This is a genomic window from Sporosarcina sp. YIM B06819 (genome assembly GCF_033485175.1).
In the GTDB taxonomy this organism is placed as follows: Bacteria; Bacillota; Bacilli; order Bacillales_A; family Planococcaceae; genus Sporosarcina.
This window is the reverse complement of the sequence record NZ_JAWLIQ010000008.1, coordinates 144,142-161,529: the sequence shown is the minus strand read 5'-3', so window position 1 is coordinate 161,529 and position 17,388 is coordinate 144,142. Positions and strand designations below refer to the sequence as shown.

General features: G+C 38.9%; 19 protein-coding genes. 14 read left to right on the top strand and 5 right to left on the bottom strand.

From position 1 onward, the window contains the following. Positions 1 to 30 precede the first annotated feature (30 nt). The 11 genes from nikC to R2B72_RS06950 all read left to right on the top strand — a co-directional run bounded on the left by nikC (position 31) and on the right by R2B72_RS06950 (position 9,116). On the top strand, positions 31 to 846 hold the full coding sequence (nikC, locus tag R2B72_RS07000; protein ID WP_412177804.1) for a nickel transporter permease: 816 nt from the start codon (positions 31 to 33) through the stop codon (positions 844 to 846). A 21-nt stretch (positions 847 to 867) separates the two neighbouring features. Then, entirely contained in the window at positions 868 to 1,938 is a 1,071-nt protein-coding gene (locus R2B72_RS06995; protein ID WP_318615716.1) for an ABC transporter ATP-binding protein, read from the top strand. Continuing rightward, positions 1,913 to 2,677, top strand: a complete 765-nt coding sequence (locus R2B72_RS06990; RefSeq protein WP_318615714.1) for a dipeptide/oligopeptide/nickel ABC transporter ATP-binding protein — start codon at positions 1,913 to 1,915, stop codon at positions 2,675 to 2,677. The genes R2B72_RS06995 and R2B72_RS06990 overlap by 26 nt, the downstream gene beginning before the upstream one ends. Positions 2,678 to 2,971: 294 nt before the next feature. Then, the gene (locus R2B72_RS06985) at positions 2,972 to 3,931 is read left to right on the top strand and encodes a GTP-binding protein (RefSeq protein ID WP_318615713.1); all 960 of its coding nucleotides are present in this window, start codon (positions 2,972 to 2,974) and stop codon (positions 3,929 to 3,931) included. Between the two features lie 64 nt (positions 3,932 to 3,995). Next, on the top strand, positions 3,996 to 4,988 hold the full coding sequence (locus tag R2B72_RS06980; RefSeq protein WP_318615712.1) for a permease: 993 nt from the start codon (positions 3,996 to 3,998) through the stop codon (positions 4,986 to 4,988). Positions 4,989 to 4,996: 8 nt separating this feature from the next. Continuing rightward, a complete protein-coding gene (locus tag R2B72_RS06975) occupies positions 4,997 to 5,932 on the top strand; it encodes a TIGR03943 family putative permease subunit (RefSeq protein WP_318615711.1) in 936 nt (311 codons plus the stop codon). Positions 5,933 to 6,088: 156 nt separating this feature from the next. Further along, positions 6,089 to 7,111, top strand: coding sequence for a metal ABC transporter solute-binding protein, Zn/Mn family (locus tag R2B72_RS06970; RefSeq protein ID WP_318615710.1), 1,023 nt, complete (start codon positions 6,089 to 6,091; stop codon positions 7,109 to 7,111). 16 nt (positions 7,112 to 7,127) lie between these two features. Then, a complete protein-coding gene (locus R2B72_RS06965; protein ID WP_318615708.1) occupies positions 7,128 to 8,234 on the top strand; it encodes a GTP-binding protein in 1,107 nt (368 codons plus the stop codon). A 31-nt stretch (positions 8,235 to 8,265) separates the two neighbouring features. Beyond that, positions 8,266 to 8,415, top strand: coding sequence for a 50S ribosomal protein L33 (rpmG, locus tag R2B72_RS06960; protein ID WP_318615707.1), 150 nt, complete (start codon positions 8,266 to 8,268; stop codon positions 8,413 to 8,415). 56 nt (positions 8,416 to 8,471) lie between these two features. Further along, positions 8,472 to 8,741: a 30S ribosomal protein S14 gene (gene rpsN / locus R2B72_RS06955; RefSeq protein WP_318615706.1), complete on the top strand. Its 270-nt coding sequence runs from the start codon at positions 8,472 to 8,474 to the stop codon at positions 8,739 to 8,741. A 21-nt stretch (positions 8,742 to 8,762) separates the two neighbouring features. Then, positions 8,763 to 9,116, top strand: coding sequence for a hypothetical protein (locus R2B72_RS06950; RefSeq protein WP_318615705.1), 354 nt, complete (start codon positions 8,763 to 8,765; stop codon positions 9,114 to 9,116). On the opposite strand, the gene R2B72_RS06945 is transcribed toward R2B72_RS06950, so the two are convergent. The 5 genes from R2B72_RS06945 to R2B72_RS06925 form a co-directional block, all read right to left on the bottom strand. Then, positions 9,113 to 9,355, bottom strand: a complete 243-nt coding sequence (locus R2B72_RS06945; protein ID WP_318615704.1) for a hypothetical protein — start codon at positions 9,353 to 9,355, stop codon at positions 9,113 to 9,115. The genes R2B72_RS06950 and R2B72_RS06945 overlap by 4 nt on opposite strands. A 57-nt stretch (positions 9,356 to 9,412) precedes the next feature. Continuing rightward, positions 9,413 to 9,580 (bottom strand): multicopper oxidase domain-containing protein, encoded by a 168-nt coding sequence (locus R2B72_RS06940; protein WP_318615703.1) that lies wholly within the window; start codon positions 9,578 to 9,580, stop codon positions 9,413 to 9,415. Positions 9,581 to 9,841: 261 nt separating this feature from the next. Further along, positions 9,842 to 10,111: a hypothetical protein gene (locus R2B72_RS06935; RefSeq protein ID WP_318615702.1), complete on the bottom strand. Its 270-nt coding sequence runs from the start codon at positions 10,109 to 10,111 to the stop codon at positions 9,842 to 9,844. A 273-nt stretch (positions 10,112 to 10,384) separates the two neighbouring features. Then, positions 10,385 to 11,317 (bottom strand): aldo/keto reductase, encoded by a 933-nt coding sequence (locus R2B72_RS06930; RefSeq protein WP_318615701.1) that lies wholly within the window; start codon positions 11,315 to 11,317, stop codon positions 10,385 to 10,387. 13 nt (positions 11,318 to 11,330) lie between these two features. Next, positions 11,331 to 12,320: a Gfo/Idh/MocA family oxidoreductase gene (locus tag R2B72_RS06925; RefSeq protein WP_318615700.1), complete on the bottom strand. Its 990-nt coding sequence runs from the start codon at positions 12,318 to 12,320 to the stop codon at positions 11,331 to 11,333. A 1,176-nt stretch (positions 12,321 to 13,496) separates the two neighbouring features. Between R2B72_RS06925 and R2B72_RS06920 the strand changes: the two genes are divergently transcribed. The 3 genes from R2B72_RS06920 (at position 13,497) to R2B72_RS06910 (ending at position 17,386) form a co-directional block, all read left to right on the top strand. Continuing rightward, entirely contained in the window at positions 13,497 to 14,417 is a 921-nt protein-coding gene (locus R2B72_RS06920; RefSeq protein ID WP_318615699.1) for a metallophosphoesterase family protein, read from the top strand. A gap of 147 nt (positions 14,418 to 14,564) precedes the next feature. Further along, the gene (locus tag R2B72_RS06915) at positions 14,565 to 15,806 is read left to right on the top strand and encodes an MFS transporter (protein WP_318615698.1); all 1,242 of its coding nucleotides are present in this window, start codon (positions 14,565 to 14,567) and stop codon (positions 15,804 to 15,806) included. Between the two features lie 494 nt (positions 15,807 to 16,300). Further along, entirely contained in the window at positions 16,301 to 17,386 is a 1,086-nt protein-coding gene (locus R2B72_RS06910; RefSeq protein WP_318615697.1) for a Gfo/Idh/MocA family oxidoreductase, read from the top strand. Positions 17,387 to 17,388: the final 2 nt, after the last annotated feature.

Here is a 17,388-nt window from a genome sequence, read left to right as displayed (position 1 = left end):
GCATTCTTCAAAAAAACTTATTTGACAGTCATGAAAATGAAAAACTGGTCTCCAGCAGCGTTACTTGGTCTCATTTTGCTCATTACGATTGTGATGATTACAGCCATTGGCCCGTTTTTTTTACCGAATAATCCTTATATGGTAAATATGGCAGAGCGACTTTCCTCCCCCAGCTTAACCTATCCATTTGGGACCGATCACATGGGGAGATGCATCTTTTCCAGAATCGTTATTGGTTCTCAAGCGACGCTAGGAATTACAGTGCTAGTCATTACAACTGTAATCTTGATTGGCATTCCTATCGGGTTAGTATCAGGATATATTGGTGGACGATTAGATTCAATTGTGATGCGAATGGCAGATGGATTGATTGCATTGCCGGAGTTTATATTAGCAATTGCAATTGCGGGTTTCTTAGGCCCTAGTTTAACGAATTTGATGATCTCTGTTGTGTTAGTGAAATGGATTAGCTATACCAGAGTTGTCAGAGGAATCGTCCTATCAGAACGGGAAAAAGAATATGTATTAGCAGCGAGGGTCGGTGGATGCCCAACATGGAAGATTATTACGCGGCATTTGCTTCCACAAATCATTTCTCCAGTGCTTGTGCTTGCAACGCTTGATGTTGGAAAAGTGATATTAATTATATCTTCTCTGTCCTTTTTGGGACTTGGCGCTCAGCCTCCTGCTCCAGAGTGGGGGGCGATGCTAAGTGACGGCAGGCCATATTTTCAAACCATTCCTGAATTAATGATCTACCCAGGAATGGCCATTATCATTGTCGTATTATCGTGTAATTTAATTGGAGAGAGCTTAAGAGATAAGCTTGATTCGAAAAGCATATAACGTAGGGAAAGGAGGTGCAAGGTGACGACATTAGTTGATTTCTCACGAAAACCAACAAATGAGCCTGTTAAGGGAGAATTTCTATTGCAATCCCTTCCTTTGCTGGAAATAAAGAATCTTTCTATTTCATCATTTGGTACGAAGAAAAAAGAAGATATTAAATTGGTTAAGAACATTAACTTATCCATAAAACCTGGCGAAATGTTGGGTCTCGTTGGAGAAAGTGGAAGCGGAAAAAGTTTAACAGCATGCGCTTTATTAGGTTTACTCCCTAAGTCCTTAAAGGTTACAGAAGGACAAATAAAGTTTCATGGTAGAGAACTAATAAATCTTTCTGAAAAAGACATGCGGCGTCTTCGCGGGAATGAAATTGCTTATATTTTCCAAAACTATCAAGGAAGTTTTACTCCCTTCATTAAAATTGGAAAGCAACTTATCGAAGCGCTCCGTAGTCATCAAAAAATTAGTAAACAAGATGCGAAGAAAAAGGCTCTACTATGGCTCGAACGTGTGAAACTGCCAGCGAATCAGGTTTTCAGCAGCTATCCGCATCAACTTAGCGGGGGGCAACTTCAACGAGCTGCTCTTGCTGCAGCGCTAATGTTTCAACCCCTTCTTATTGTTGCAGACGAGCCGACGACCGCTCTTGATGTGCTTACCAGTGAGACTATCTTAGATTTACTTGTTGATCTTCAAAAAGAATATAATTGTGCGGTTCTTCTAATATCACATAATCTTAATCATGTATTAAAAAGAACGGATTCAATAGCAGTCATGTATGGAGGCCAGATCGTTGAAAAGGGTTTGACGAATGAGATTCGGAAAAACCCTTTTCATCCGTATACAAAGCTACTATTACAAGCAAGACCTGTCTTAAGTAGGGTTGTCCCAGAGAAATTAGTTGTTATACCAGGAGAGCCTGGATTAGTTGCCAAAGAGGGATGTGCGTTTGCTCATCGGTGTCCCAAGTCATTTATAAAGTGTAGCATTTTACCAAAAATGAAATCAGTAGGGGATTCTCATTGGATTGCCTGTCACGCTAAGGATTCGGAGGCTGATGATACAAATGCTTCAAGTAAAAAATGTTTCTAAATCATATCGCCTGACTCCTGTTTTAAACGAAATCACTTTTCAGATGCAACAAGGCGAGTCTCTTGGTCTGATTGGGGAAAGCGGAAGCGGAAAAAGTACAATGGCTAAATTGATAGTAGGACTTGAACATGCAGACGGAGGCCAAATCACCCTAAATGACGTTGATTTTCAAGAGCTAAGAGGTGCTGAGCTTAGAAAGGCTAGGCGCCATGTTCAGGTTGTGTTTCAGGACCCATTGGCATCTTTAAATCCTAAGCTTCCTGTTTGGAAGTCTATTATTGAACCTTTGGAAAATTATCCTGATGTGGTTCCCTCATTTTTAAAGGAAGTAAGAAATGACAGGAAAAAGATGGCGGGAATTCTACTTGAAAAGGTGGGCTTGGACAGAAACTTACTAGAACGGTACCCTCATCAGCTTAGCGGAGGTCAGAGACAGAGAGTAGGGATTGCCAGAGGAATTAGCCTTCAACCCAATTTACTTATTTGTGATGAACCCACATCCAGTTTAGATGTATCCATCCAAGCGCAAATATTAAACCTGCTGAAGGAATTGAAGAAAGAATTTAATATGTCCTATTTATTTATCTCACATGATATGGCATCCGTACAATATATGTGTGATCGAATTGCCGTTTTTAAACAAGGGGTGTTGGTTGACTTGTTCTTATCAAAGGATCTTTTTTCAGATACACGTCATCCATATACCAAAACGCTTGTAGAAGTAACGGTTGAAAGTTAAGGGTGTATTATGTATTTATTATTTTTTTGTTGTTAAAATAAGCATTATTTTAAATTTTTCAAATAAAATACGCAAAATAAGCCAAATTCGTTTGCTAATTATTAAACACTCTTATATGATAATTGATACGCAAACCGTAATGATTACTATTCGTAAGGTATAAGAGAAATTAATTACATTGACAAAACCTCAATTTAATTAGCTTTTACCCTATTATCGCTAACAGTTTGTGGAAACAAATAACAGATTAGTAGGGCCGATAAAAACGAAGACTAACTTGAGAGGAGTAGTATTATGAATTCTAGTAAAAAGATCCCTGTATATGTACTAAGCGGATTCCTCGGGAGTGGCAAGACTACTGTGTTATTAAATATGCTAAAGCATTGCAAAAACAAAGGTCTACAGCCGGGCATTATCTTAAATGAAATTGGCAAAACAAACGTAGAAGGTCATTTATTTGAAAATCAAAAGGTATTTGAACTGTTAGACGGTTGCATTTGCTGTACGATTCAAGATGATTTAAAAGAAACAATGAACGAGTTAATAATAGAGATGGAACAGTCCCCGCTCGATGTTTTATTGATTGAAGGAACCGGAGTAGCCAATCCGATGGAAATCCAAGAAGTTCTTCTAAGTCATCCATATAATGAACAATTTGACTTAATGTCTATTATTACAGTTTTGGATGCTAGTCATTATTTGGAGTATCAAAGTATATTCTCCAGTTCAACAGAAGTCCGTAATTTAATGCATGAACAAATGATTTGTGGAAGTCTACTGGTATTAAATAAGACAGATCTTGTTCCTTCCAATCAACTTGCAAAGATTAAACAAAAAATCACAAAAAAATTGCAACAAGAAAAAACGATTGTAGAATGTTTCTTTGGTAAAGTGGATGCTGAATTACTTTTTGAAAAGCGAATTCATTCCTTCTCAATTGGAAAAACGTCTTTGGATAGTGATCATCACCCCCACCACTCTTCATTGCAGGCGCTTAAATTAGAGGACTTGCCTGTCGTTCAAAAGAAAGAATTTGAACAATGGCTGAAACATCTTCCGGCCAATGTCCTACGAGGCAAAGGGTTCATTGAAATCGAAGGACTACATCAACTTTATAGTTTTCAATATGCTTCGAGAAGGGTAACATTTACCCCAGTCCCCGCTACTTTAAATCGAAAACCCGTTATTATTTTAATAGGTATGGGGCTTAGCTTGGAGCAGATAAAAGACCATTTGAAACTTGTAAAGCAATAATCATGATATTTTTGCGTTTCGCTTTACAAAAGTTAAGGATACTACAGAGATTGGAGTACGATTCGTGATAAGAAATCGAAGTTTATGGGTGAGCTTACTTCTCGTAGCGGTGCTCCTTTATTTATTTTTATCAATAGGATTCACAGAAATACAAGCGGCTATCCCAAAAAGCATGTTGTATGTAAATACCATTTTTTTGAGCATCGTTTTAGAAGCATTACCTTTTGTCTTTCTAGGAGTTTTTACATCCGCTTTAATTCAAACATTTGTGTCTGAACTGGCCGTACAACGTTTTATTCCTAAAAATCCTATTGTTGCCATCATACCAGCTGTACTAGTAAGTGCGATTTTCCCTGTCTGTGAATGTGCCATTATTCCAGTGATAAGAAGATTGATGAAAAAAGGAATGCCGTTGCATATAGGTGTAATTTTTATCGTTGGAGCGCCTATATTAAACCCGATTGTCTTTGCATCTACCTATTACGCCTTCCAATCTACCCCAGCAATTGCGTATGCTAGGATGGGATTGGCGTTTGTATTGGCTATTGTAATTGGTAGTCTCATATATGCCTTCTACCGTAATCGTAATCAATTAAAGTGGACAACAGAGGAACTGTTGGATAGTCCCTTACAGACGATTGAGCGAAAGGTGCCTAAAATAAAGTCTGTATTTTATCATGCAAGTGATGAATTCTTTGATATGGGAAAATTTTTGATCATGGGTGCGATGATTGCCAGCTTATTTCAGACTTTCTTTGATAGAAATCTATTGGTAAGCCTTGCTGCCAATGACACGATGTCACCTCTTGTTATGATGGGCTTTGGATTCATATTATCGCTTTGCTCCGAAGCAGATGCATTTGTAGCATCCTCGTTCGCACATACATTCTCGGCTGGCTCACTTCTTGCATTTCTAATTTATGGACCAATGCTAGATTTGAAAGGTACGATTATGCTATTTGCTTACTTTCGAGCTAAATTTGTTATAGGACTAATGACAATTATTACAATCTCTGTGTATGTAATTATTTTAATTTATCAATACTTGTTTATGTGAGGTGTGTTATGCAGGAAGAACGGGATTACAGTTCTCATGCTTTGTTTAGAGGAATTATATTACTCGGTTTTTTTCTACTATTATTTAGATTGCTAGTCTCTGGGAACATCACTTTTTATATTGCTCCTAAAATGGTTCCCTTTTCTTATTTTGCACTTGTGATTCTACTTGTCTTAGGGCTAATGCAATTATGGAGAAGTGGATCGAAAAATAGTGAAGAGTTATACTGCAATTGTGGTTTTAGCCATAGTCAAACCGGTTCACCTTTACAGACTTTTATCATATACTTTATATTTATTTTACCTGTATTGACGGGATTATGGTTTCCTGAGACCGTTTTGGATAGTTCAATTGTTGCAAAAAGAGGAATCGTCTATGGATCAGTTTTACACAGCCCACCGTCATTCGTAAACGATGATGAAAAGGGGACTTCTTTTGACTTGACTGATCCACTTGTTGACACAGCAGAAATCGAGGCCAACATTTCTGAAGAGTTTATAGATAATACAGAGAGCGATGAAGACATTTACTACGAAGACGATTATTCTCAAGATTATCTAGATGAATTGAAGGATGAATTGTTAGCAAGCAAGAAAATCATTGTGAGTGAGGAGCGATATCTGGATATCACAAATAGTATCTATGCCTATCTAGATTCATTTATCGGTAAAGAAATAGAAATCGTTGGATTTGTATACAAGGATCCTGAATTGGAAGAGAATCAGTTTGTTATTGCACGATTCGGAATCACTTGCTGTGTTGCAGATGCTTCAGTCTATGGAATATTGTCGACGATGGATGAAATGTTTGAAGTGGAGGAAGATGAATGGGTTAGGGCAACTGGCTACTTATCGAAAATAAACCTAGATGATTGGGATTATCCTCACTTGCAGATAACGGAAATAGAGAAGGTAGAAGAGCCTGAAAATCCATATATCAATTAGACATAGCCCTTGTTGCGTTCGGCAACAGGGGCTATTTTTATTTAGAATTGATTATGAAATAAAATTACTTGCTAATTTTAAAACTCTCTTGTATTATAAACAAGTATTCAAATCGTAATGATTACGATTTACAGGAGCTAAGGAGGAATAAATTCAATGAACAAAAAGTTTTTTTCTATTTTATCAGTTATCGCACTACTATTGCTTGCAGCATGCGGCAACAAAGGGCAGATGAAAGAGAAAATAGAACCGGAAGAAAACATAGACGTTTTAACCGTCTATACAACTGTCTACCCGCTTCAATATTTCACGGAGCGGATTGGTGGGGACGCGGTCGATGTACACTCGATTTATCCACCTGGGGCTGATGAGCATACATTTGAACCTACGCAAAAGGATATGATAGCACTCGCTGATTCAGATTTATTCTTTTATATCGGACTTGGGCTTGAAGGATTTGTGGAGAATGCCGAGAAAACAATGAAAGGCGAACAGGTCAAAATGGTCGCAGTCGCTGATGATATCTCCGAAGAGTCGCTGGGCGAAGGACATAATCACGAAGAGAACGGACATGAATCAGATGATCATGAAGGCCATGATCACGAAGAGGACGGACATGAATGGGATGAACATGGTGGCCATTATGATGGGGAATTCGACCCTCATGTGTGGATTTCTCCTATACTAAGTATAGAGCTTGCAACAACAATTAAAGACTCACTCATCGAGGCAGCTCCTAACAAAAAGGATGCATTTGAGGAAAACTTTGAAGCACTAAAGAAGGATTTACTCGTACTTGACCAAAATTTTAAAGATATGGTTTCCAACGCATCTTTAAAAACGTTTTTCGTTTCACACGCAGCTTTTGGTTATATTGCTGATACGTATGGCCTTGAACAAGTAGCGGTTGCCGGATTAAATTCGCAAAGTGAACCTTCACAAAAGGAACTGGCCTCTCTCGTTGAATACGCGAAAGCGCATGACGTGAAATATGTTTTATTCGAACAAAACGTCTCCTCTAAACTAACTGACGTCATTCGAAAGGAAATTGGAGCGGATTCATTGATGTTGCATAATCTTGGTGTTCTAACAATTGAGGATGTGGAAAATAAAGCGGATTATTTATCTTTGATGGAATACAATATTGCAACACTTGCGGAAGCATTGGGAAATAATTAAAGAGAGGAGTGGGGAAATGAAAAAAAGGATACCCGTCACGGTGTTAAGTGGCTATTTAGGTTCCGGGAAGACGACTTTATTAAATCATATTTTACGCAATCGCGACGAGCTGAAAGTCGCTGTCATTGTCAATGATATGAGTGAAGTGAATATCGATGCTTCTTTGATTAAACAGGGTGGTTTTTCACGCACAGAAGAAAAATTGGTGGAGTTACAAAATGGTTGTATTTGCTGCACGCTTCGAGAGGATTTAGTTCTCGAGGTGGAAAAGTTGGCAGCTCTTGGTGATATTGACTACATCGTCATCGAATCTTCGGGGATCAGTGAGCCGATCCCGGTAGCACAGACATTTACCTATATAGACGAAACACTGGGCATCGATTTGTCAAAGCTTTGTCGGTTAGATACAATGGTTACCGTTGTAGACGCCAACGCATTTTGGCAAGATTTCACTTCTGGAGAAACTTTACTTGAACGGCGAGAGGCCGCCACGGAAGACGATGAACGGGAGATTGCTGATCTGCTCATCGACCAGATTGAATTTGCTAATGTGCTGTTGCTGAACAAGACGGATTTAATTCCTAAGGATAAGGTAGGCGAGTTGAAAGGAGTTCTTCACGCGTTAAACCCTGATGCGAAGGTCATCGAAACGGTGCAATCCCAACTAGCACTAAGTGAAGTGCTTGACACAGGATTGTTTGATTTTGAGACCTCGAGTCACGGTGCTGGATGGATCAAAGAGCTGAACGATGAGCATGTTCCCGAGACTGAAGAGTATGGAATCGCATCGTTTGTTTACCGGAGTCAAATACCATTTCATCCGGAGCGCTTAAGGAATTGGCTTTTACAATGGCCGGTTGAAGTTGTCCGTGCAAAAGGATTTCTTTGGTTGGCTACTCGCAATGATATTGCGGTTTTAATTTCCCAGGCGGGTCCATCTTTAGGGATTGAAAGAGCCGGAATTTGGGATGAAGAATCTGGTGAAAAAATGAATGAATTAGTCTTAATTGGTATTGGAATGAATCAGTCGGAAATTACGGAAGGCTTGGACAATTGCTTACTTACAGAAGAAGAATTAATACAAGATTGGGCAAGTTTAGCAGACCCATTGCCTGTTTTCTAAATCAGAGTTTAACCTAGAGGAGGAGTAAGTTATGAGAGTGAATATTACATTGGCCTGTACAGAGTCAGGAGATCGCAATTATGTCACGACAAAAAACAAACGCAATAATCCCGAGCGTATTGAATTAAAGAAATACTGCCCGCGTTTGAGAAAAGTCACACTTCATAGAGAAACAAAGTAAAAAAAATTTAAATGTTTTTAAATCGGAATGATTACTAATTAAGGAGTGGAAATAGAATGGCGAAGAAATCCAAGGTGGCGAAAGACAAAAGGCAACGGGAATTGGTTGCTCATTATGCGGTACTTCGTAAAGAATTGAAGGAGAAAGGTGACTATGAATCTTTAAATAAGCTACCTAAGAACTCTTCCCCGACACGGTTGAAAAACCGGTGCGAATTGACGGGAAGACCAAGAGGATATATGCGGAAATTTAACATGTCGCGCATTGCCTTCCGAGAGCTTGCACATAAAGGTCAACTACCAGGTGTTAAAAAAGCAAGTTGGTAAAAATTATCTGAGGTGTGGGAAATGAATGAGCGTCTAATGGCGTCTTTGTTAAGAAGCGAGGTTAAAAATCTGTCGGAAGAAAGAAGGAACCTGTATCAGTTTGTCATCGAGATAGAAGATTTTTTGGTCCAAAGTGCAGATACACCGGATCATTTTCTTAATATTTTAGTGGAATACTCTCCGTACGAGCTTGCAGGCCGCCATTTTGATTTGCCTATTAATAAAGTGGTTCGTCTGATCAACACTATTGAAATAGAGTTAACCGAAAAGGTTGAAATAAGATGTAAAAGATTGAAATGGATTGACTATACAGATCACTTACAGCAAAAGGCTAATGAGGGTGGAAAGAAACAGTTATTTTTGTTAATCAATTAATAGAATCGATTGTAGCGTAAAGAGGTATGAACATGATTAGCATCATTTAATGTGACTGGGTGGAAATCGGAATGGACTTGTTCTTGAAAGTCGCGAATGAGATAGAAGCTCGCGGTTCCCGCATAAACGTTTAATCTTGGAATTCCCATCGTGTGGTCGTCATACCACAACGTTGTGGCTCGCTCATTGTTCGGATACGTATATATCTCTTGTGAGCTATGCTTTGGGGTAACCGTCACTATGGGCAGGTGTTCTTCCTCTATGTAAATCTACAACGCTTCTACCCTATGGAAGAGTTATTTCGGACCCTTGAATCGTGTATTAATAGGTAGAAAGAACTTGCTGGGCAGATCGTTCATCCATTTAACATACACTTTTTTATTCGTCATCACTTTGACTATAGAACCCGGAAATGTTCCATCATAACCCCATAAACGGGTTGGTCTGAGGTCCCTGTTTAGCATGTGGGAAAATTCAATAAGCGCCAGATATAAAGCATATAAAGAATATAAAGCGAAAGGAAGTGCTGAAAAAATAAATATAATAAAATTGCTAAAAGTTATAGGTAACCTTAATTGCAATGATTATAGAATTTTTAGTTAGAACTGATAAAAAAATAAGCAAACTGAAAGTGTTGGTATTACTGGATTGGGAAATATATGGTTTGATTATTGGCGAAGATATTATTAAAATTGCAAAACATCCGGTTGGCATAAGAAAAAATGCTAACCGGATGTTTTGTAGCCAACCTGCACGGTGACACCGAAGTTATTTTCAAACAATGCTTTGACATTCATGCCTGTATAGCCAGAAAAGTTTTCGTTTGCATAAAGAATAGTGCCTTCTTCACTATTAACTTGACTAGCCGTACTGATTCCAATGGCGTTAAATCCTGTATACGTTTCAGTGATAACCTTCATGAAATTATCAACTAAGTGTTGTCCGCCTTTCATTGCTTCAGAGTCAATTTTTTTAAAATGTAGATGCTTGTCCATTGCAATCTATCATACACATCTATATAGATGTTCCACCAATATCTACTGCTAATACATTCATTTACTTCACCCTCATATTTAATTATTTTAATAAGTTTTCCAATTAACTGTAGCATAAGGTGCTGATTTTATTTAAATAGATTTGTAATCTAATAGAAAGATCTTTACCAGTAGACGCTGGAGAAAGTCGTAGGCTATAGAGTGCTACATAGTCGAACAACATACTCAAATGGTGTAGAGTACTAGAGTTCGGGTATGTTTGATGTTTTTTGTTTATAGCGTTCGCAGGTCAAGCCATATAATTTCATCTTCTGTTAAGACAAGATTGGCGGCTTCTCGGCAGGACACCATTTCTTTATGATTTTGTGGTCCAATAATTGCAGCGGTTGGAAATGATTGATTGAGTACATAGGCTAAGCTGATTTGGATGGTTTCCACACCCTTTTCTTTTGCCAACTGCTCTGCCCGACGATAGCGTTCCCAGTTAGCGTCGTTATAAAATACTCGCACCAGGTTTTCGTTCGATCGATCTTCTGGCGTAAAACGCCCCGTGAAAAAGCCACGTGCTTGCGCAGACCATGAGAGAATAGGAAGGTTGGATTGTTCATGCCAGGCCAGAATAGAATCATCGACGGATACACAACCCGCCCAATAAGGTGCTTGCGCTTTTGCAAGGCTTAAGTTAGGACTACTAAAGGAAAAACCGACTAATCCATGCTTCTTTGCATAGTCATTGGCTTCTTGAAGTCGCTCAATGGACCAGTTAGAGCCTCCGAAAGCACCTATTTTACCAGCTTCTACATGCTCATTTAATATTTCCAGTATTTCGCCTACAGGTACAGTAGGGTCATCACGATGAAGGGCATACAGCTCAACAGAATCTGTTCGCAGCCTGTCCAAACTGATTTTCAGTTCTTCATCAATGGCTGTTTTGTTGATTTGGGGACCATGTTCATTGGGATGGCCTCCTTTTGTCAGCAATAATACATCATCACGGCGTTTGTTTTCTTCCATCCAAATACCAATGGCTTGTTCGCTTTTCCCGCCTGCATAAACAAAAGCTGTATCTAGAATGTTGCCGCCGATTTTAATATAATCCTCTAATACTTCTGTCACGTTGTCCATGATGTCTGGTGTAAAGTAATCCGTTCCCATCACAAGTCCTGTTATGGCTTGTTCCACATTATCAATATGAATGCTTCGCATGTCTATCCTCCAGTTATAAAAGAATTCGTTCATGCCTTTCGGCTGACTCAAGTGTGGCTTTTACAGCTTTCATGTTGTTCACAATATCTTCCATTGAGAAAAGAGCAGGTTTGCCATCTAGTACGCTGTCGGCAAAGCTGTCTGCTTGGAGTGCATAGGAATTTTGATTATCATCAGCAATGATTTCTGTTTGCCCACCTTTGATGACTTCATATGATTGATCGCCAATAAAGGCATTTTTCATTACAATTCTACCCGCTGTTCCGACAACTTCGAGCTCATTACGGAATTCAGCCCACATCCCACAATCAAATGTCAGCGCCACGCCATTGGAAAACTCCATCATTCCGGAAGCCATCATATCGACATCCCCGTGAATCGGGGAGAATAGGGCATGGGCGGTTACTGCTGAAGGCTCTTCATCTAGTAAGAATCTAGCAGCACTAATTGGATAACAGCCTACATCATAAATAGATCCGCCGCCCCATTCTTTAGTGAAGCGGATATTGCCAGCATTGCCAGCACCGTTAAATGTGAACACTCCGCGTATAGCACGCACATCTCCAATGTCGCCATTTGCAATCCTCTCTTTAATGGCTGTATATCTTTTTTGATGGCGATACATAAAAGCTTCCGCCAAAATGACTCCAGCTTGTTGGCAAGCTTCAGCCATTTCAGCAGCTTCTATTGCATCTAATGCGATGGGCTTCTCGCATAAAATATGTTTGCCCGCCGCGGCAGCTTTCAGTGTCCATTCCTTATGCAAATAATTTGGAAGTGGGATGTAAACGGCATCAATTTCAGGATCAGCCAGTAATTCTTCATAATTTCCATAGGCTTTCGGAATCCCGAGATCCTGTGCGAATGCTTGGGCAGTCGTCAATGAACGACTAGCCACAGCCTCTACGATATTGCGTTTCGATTCCTGGATCCCAGGAATCACAGAACGCTTTGCGATACTTGCTGTACTCATAATGCCCCAACGAACTTTCTGAACAGTCATATCTAGAACGCCTCCTTATGCTAAAAGCAGTATAGCATCCGCAAGATGAAGAAAGTGTGAATTATTCAGATTAGTGGATATATTTTAAGTATACTAGTTGTTATACTTTTAATAGGCAAAGAGGCAATCGATTTAGAACTTGTAGTAAAATTTGTCTACCATAGGTGCAGTAGTCAACAGGAATGTTGGTAGAAAGATTTTTAAAGTTGTCCTTAGTTGTTAAACGGGCATGTTTGTTGATTAACCATTTACTTGTATAGTTCATAGTAAAGGAAAGCTTGAAAACCACCTTTTTCACTAAATCATTTCCGGTTCGCTTTCGGCGAAATATTCAAGACATAATTAACGAGGAGCAAGCATGGCTAGAAACGACTTCGTCATTTCTAGCCATACTTTTTTCGGTCATCTTGTTATGAATAGTTGTCTGTCGCGTACCTACAATGCTTAAGTGAAAAATGCAGCTACTTGGAAAGAAAAGAATAGAGGACTTTTTATAAAGATTGTAAGTGCCCGAAGATGCAATTTCGGGCACTTTTGTACTATGTACAAGGTATTCCTACTTTACTTTTTGCAAGCTTAAAAAAAGTGACACTTCTCAAAATAAAAATAGAAAAGACCATGGTAAAAGATTCAGCCGCCAAAATTGTATCTTTGGCGGCCCTCTCTAGTTCAGAAACCCTCTATTCCCTTTTCCCAAAAAGCATTAGCACTTCGAGTATCTGCGTTTTTGGAGAGCGGCGGGTGAACGACCACCATACGATTACCGAAAGAAATGCATAGGGATGCGGCGCAGTCGCATCCCTATGCATAAAAATAGCACGGTTGTTGTATAGAAGTCGTTCAACCAAAAGCGATCCAGAAGCAACTGTACACGAAGTGCCTAGTAGTAAATTAAGTTATTTTTAGTTAATCAATACACTTGTTAAACGGGTTGACTATTCAAATAATTCGTGTAAGAATGAATGGGAAAATAAGTTATTGATTTATGTGCCGTTGCAAAAATAGTGTAATCGATATCATCATTATAATTGCTAGTCCCATCAAAATGATTGTATCCAATTCTATAGGTTGAACAATTAAATACCGGAGTGAAATTTATAGAATACTTTATTGCTATTTAAGTAATACATTGTCATGTAAATCAATTATCAGATTAGCCACAAAGGAGATAAGACGATGACATCAAAATTAGCGTTTCGACAAGATGGTTCATTTAAAATTGTTCAATTAACAGACTTGCATATAGGAGCTAATGACGGGAATCCGGCGGATGTTCGGACATTTAAAGGAATCACTGAAATTATTCAACATGAAATGCCTGATTTGATTGTCATTACGGGAGATCTTATTTGGAGTGAAGCGGAGGGTTCGGATCAGTCGTATCGTAGGGTATTAGATTATGTTTCTCAATGGGGTATCCCATTTGCTATTGTTTACGGCAATCATGATTCTGAAGCCAATATTACACGAGAAGAATTGTTCGAAATTCAAAAAGGCTATGAACTTTCCATCGCTGAACGAGGTCCAGAAAATATACATGGGGTAGGCAACTACACGCTCACTGTTCAATCAGCAAATGAAGAAGAAGGAGCCGTATTATATTTTTTAGACTCTGGAGCTTATGCCCCGAAAAATATTGGGAATTACGGGTGGATTCATTCAGATCAAGTAAGTTGGTTTACTGCTGAATCCCGGAAGTATGCCGATGCATCGACAAAGCAGCTTCCAGCATTAGCCTTTTTCCATATCCCGTTACCAGAATATAAAGAAGTCCTGGAAGTTGGAAAAGTTTCCGGGCATAAATTGGAGCAGGTTTGTAGTCCGCAAGTCAATAGCGGATTATTTGCTGCCATTCTTGAAGCCGAAAACGTCATGGGTACTTTTGTAGGGCATGATCATGATAATGATTATTGTGGAGAGCTCCACGGGATATCGTTATGTTATGGTCGCAGTGCTGGTTACAATGTGTATGGGGCATTGGAACGCGGCGCTAGGGTGATTAAGTTGTTCGAAGGCGAGCACCGTTTTGAATCTTGGATTCGCCAAGATAATGGGGAAGTCACCTCTCGTTATAGCCATACGCATAAAGTAAACTAACAAACTATAGCTATCTTATTGATTCTTCTAGGGTGTTAGGGAGGGGATGGCTTCGGTCAGCCCCCGTTTACACAGAAAATAGTTATTCAATTCAAAAGCCTATTACCATGCTTTAAATAGGCTTTGAAAGGAAGTACGAATAATCGTATGGAAAATGGAGTGGCAGATAAAAAGCCTATTGTGATTATTGCTTTGATTACTGCGGTAAGTTTATTGGGCAACGAAATGTTGTTTATTGTTATGCCGATTTATTGGAAGTTTTTTGGGCTGACGTCATTATGGCAAATTGGTGCGCTACTTTCGGCGAATCGAATTATCCGCCTACCCATTAATTCTTTAGTAGGTTGGTGTTATCAAAATATTAATAAAAGAACAGGTTTATTGATTGCAGTAGTGATAGCGGTTATTTCAACCTATTCCTACGGTGTCCTCAAAGGTTTTTGGTTACTACTTGCTGCGCGAATTTTATGGGGGATTGCCTGGTCATTTCTTCGTTTAGGTGGTTACTTAACTGTGATTGCATGCAGTGACCGAAAAACAAGAGGGCATTTTATGGGCTTATATAATGGTCTTTGGGGTTTAGGTGCATTATTTGGTATGTTAATCGGTGGTCTCTTTACGGAAATAGTGGGTATTCAAACAATCACGACCGTTTTTGCGATTTTGGGAGTTTGCAGCATCCCTTTTGTCATTCGATATGTACCTAATACGATTAGTGGGTCCGAAATGAATAAACAGGGGCAACAAGAGCAACATTCGACGATTGGTGTTAATCGAAAAAAACTTGTCGCAGTACTATTAAACGGTTTACTCGTAGCTTTTGTTGTATACGGAATATTTTCTTCGACAGTAAGTAAAGTTGTTGAATATCAATTTGGGGACAATATTACTTTTTTGACATATACAATTAGTGTTGTTGCTGTTGCGGGGGTGTTACAATCGATTCGAATGGGGATGGATCCTTTCCTAGCACCATTCTTTGGCAAGTTGTCGGATCAAAGGTTCGGCAGAATACCCCTGTTACGATTTGCGTTGCTAGTTGGTATTATTTGTTTGCTGATTATTCCACTTAAAATTCCATTTATTGTTTTCGTTCTGGTGATTTTTATATTTCAAATTGTCTCTACTTTATTAATCACAACGAGTGATTCGCTTGCAGTGGATTTATCAAGTGATTTTTCATCCGTTAAAACAATGACCTATTACACGCTAGTTCTCGATCTTGGCTCAGCACTAGGACCGTTAATCAGTTATTTGGTGATTAATTTTATAGGGCTTCGTTGGCTATATTGGGCCACGGGTATTCTCCTAATTTGTTTACTCGTTTTTTGGTCTAGAGAATATCGGCAGCAACGTGTAAACGATAACACCTTCTATTCGGCATCTTAAAGAGTAAGTCGGCTTTCTTGAGGATGGATTACATTGAATGAAGTATAAATCATAGGTATTGGGATTTATATTGAATAGAAGGTAAGATGAAACCGAAAAACTGTTGTATACAGCGAAATCCTTGATCTATATAGCTGAAATTCAAATCTAGGGTATCCATCAGGTGTATTTTATTTCTTTATTTTGGTTGACAATTGATTCGCTTCGTGCAAAAATTAAAAAAGATAGTCAGAAAGTTAATAATTCGATTTTTGTTTTTTGTTTGCAATTGTAATCGATATCATTTTAGATGCGGATTACAAAGTGATACTTTTTGGATTGTTATGAAAGCCCATACATCCCATGCATGTTGTATGGAAGCAGAGTTATCAATAGTATAACTTTAAAGGAGGGATCAAAAAACAAATTCGAATGAATGAGGCAGTGTGAGTACTAGGTAGAACCCAATAGAATTTAATAATAAATAACTAAACATTTATAAGGGGGAAATAAAAATGACGAAAAAACTAAAAATTGGTATTATTGGCTGTGGGGGAATTGCACAAGGTAAACACCTTCCAAGTCTAAGCAAACTAACAAAAACGGTTGAGCTTGTTGCATTTTGTGATATTGAAATAGAAAAAGCTGAAAGCGCGGCTAAACAGTATGGAATAGCTGATGCAAAAGTGTATGAGGATTATAAGGAATTACTCAAAGACACATCAATTGATGTTATTCATGTGTTAACACCGAACATCTCTCATGCTGAAATTTCAATTGCGTCAATGGAAGCAGGCAAGCATGTTCTATGTGAAAAGCCAATGGCTAAAACAGCTGCAGAAGCAGCTGAAATGGTTGAAGTCGCAAAACGTACAGGTAAAAAATTAACAATCGGCTATAATAACCGCTATAAATCCGAAAGTCAGCATTTACATAAAATCACAAGTCGTGGTGATTTAGGAGAAATTTACTTTGCGAAAGCACATGCAGTTCGCAGACGTGCTGTTCCAACTTGGGGTGTCTTTTTAGACGAAGAGAAGCAAGGTGGAGGCCCGCTTATCGATATCGGTACGCATGCACTTGACTTAACTCTATGGATGATGAACAACTACAAACCAAAAGCGGTTATGGGTTCTGTTCACCATAAACTCGGTAAAAAAGAAAATGCAGCAAATGCATGGGGACCTTGGGATCCGGAGAAATTCACAGTTGAAGATTCTGCATTTGGTTTTATAACGATGGAAAATGGTGCAACGATTACATTAGAAGCAAGCTGGGCGTTAAATACGCTAGATGTTGACGAAGCAAAATGTTCACTAAGTGGAACAGAAGGCGGAGCAGACATGAAAGGCGGCTTACGCATTAATGGTGAGGACCTTGGAAAATTGTATACAACAAATGTAGAATTAGGTGCTAGCGGAGTTGCATTTTATGATGGAAGATCAGAAAGTGATGCAGACCTTGAAGCACGTTTGTGGATTGAATGTATCCTGAATGACACTGAGCCAACTGTTAAACCGGAAGAAGCATTTGTAGTGACACAAATTTTAGAGGCAATCTATGAATCTGCTAAAACAGGTAAAGCTGTTTATTTTGACTAATC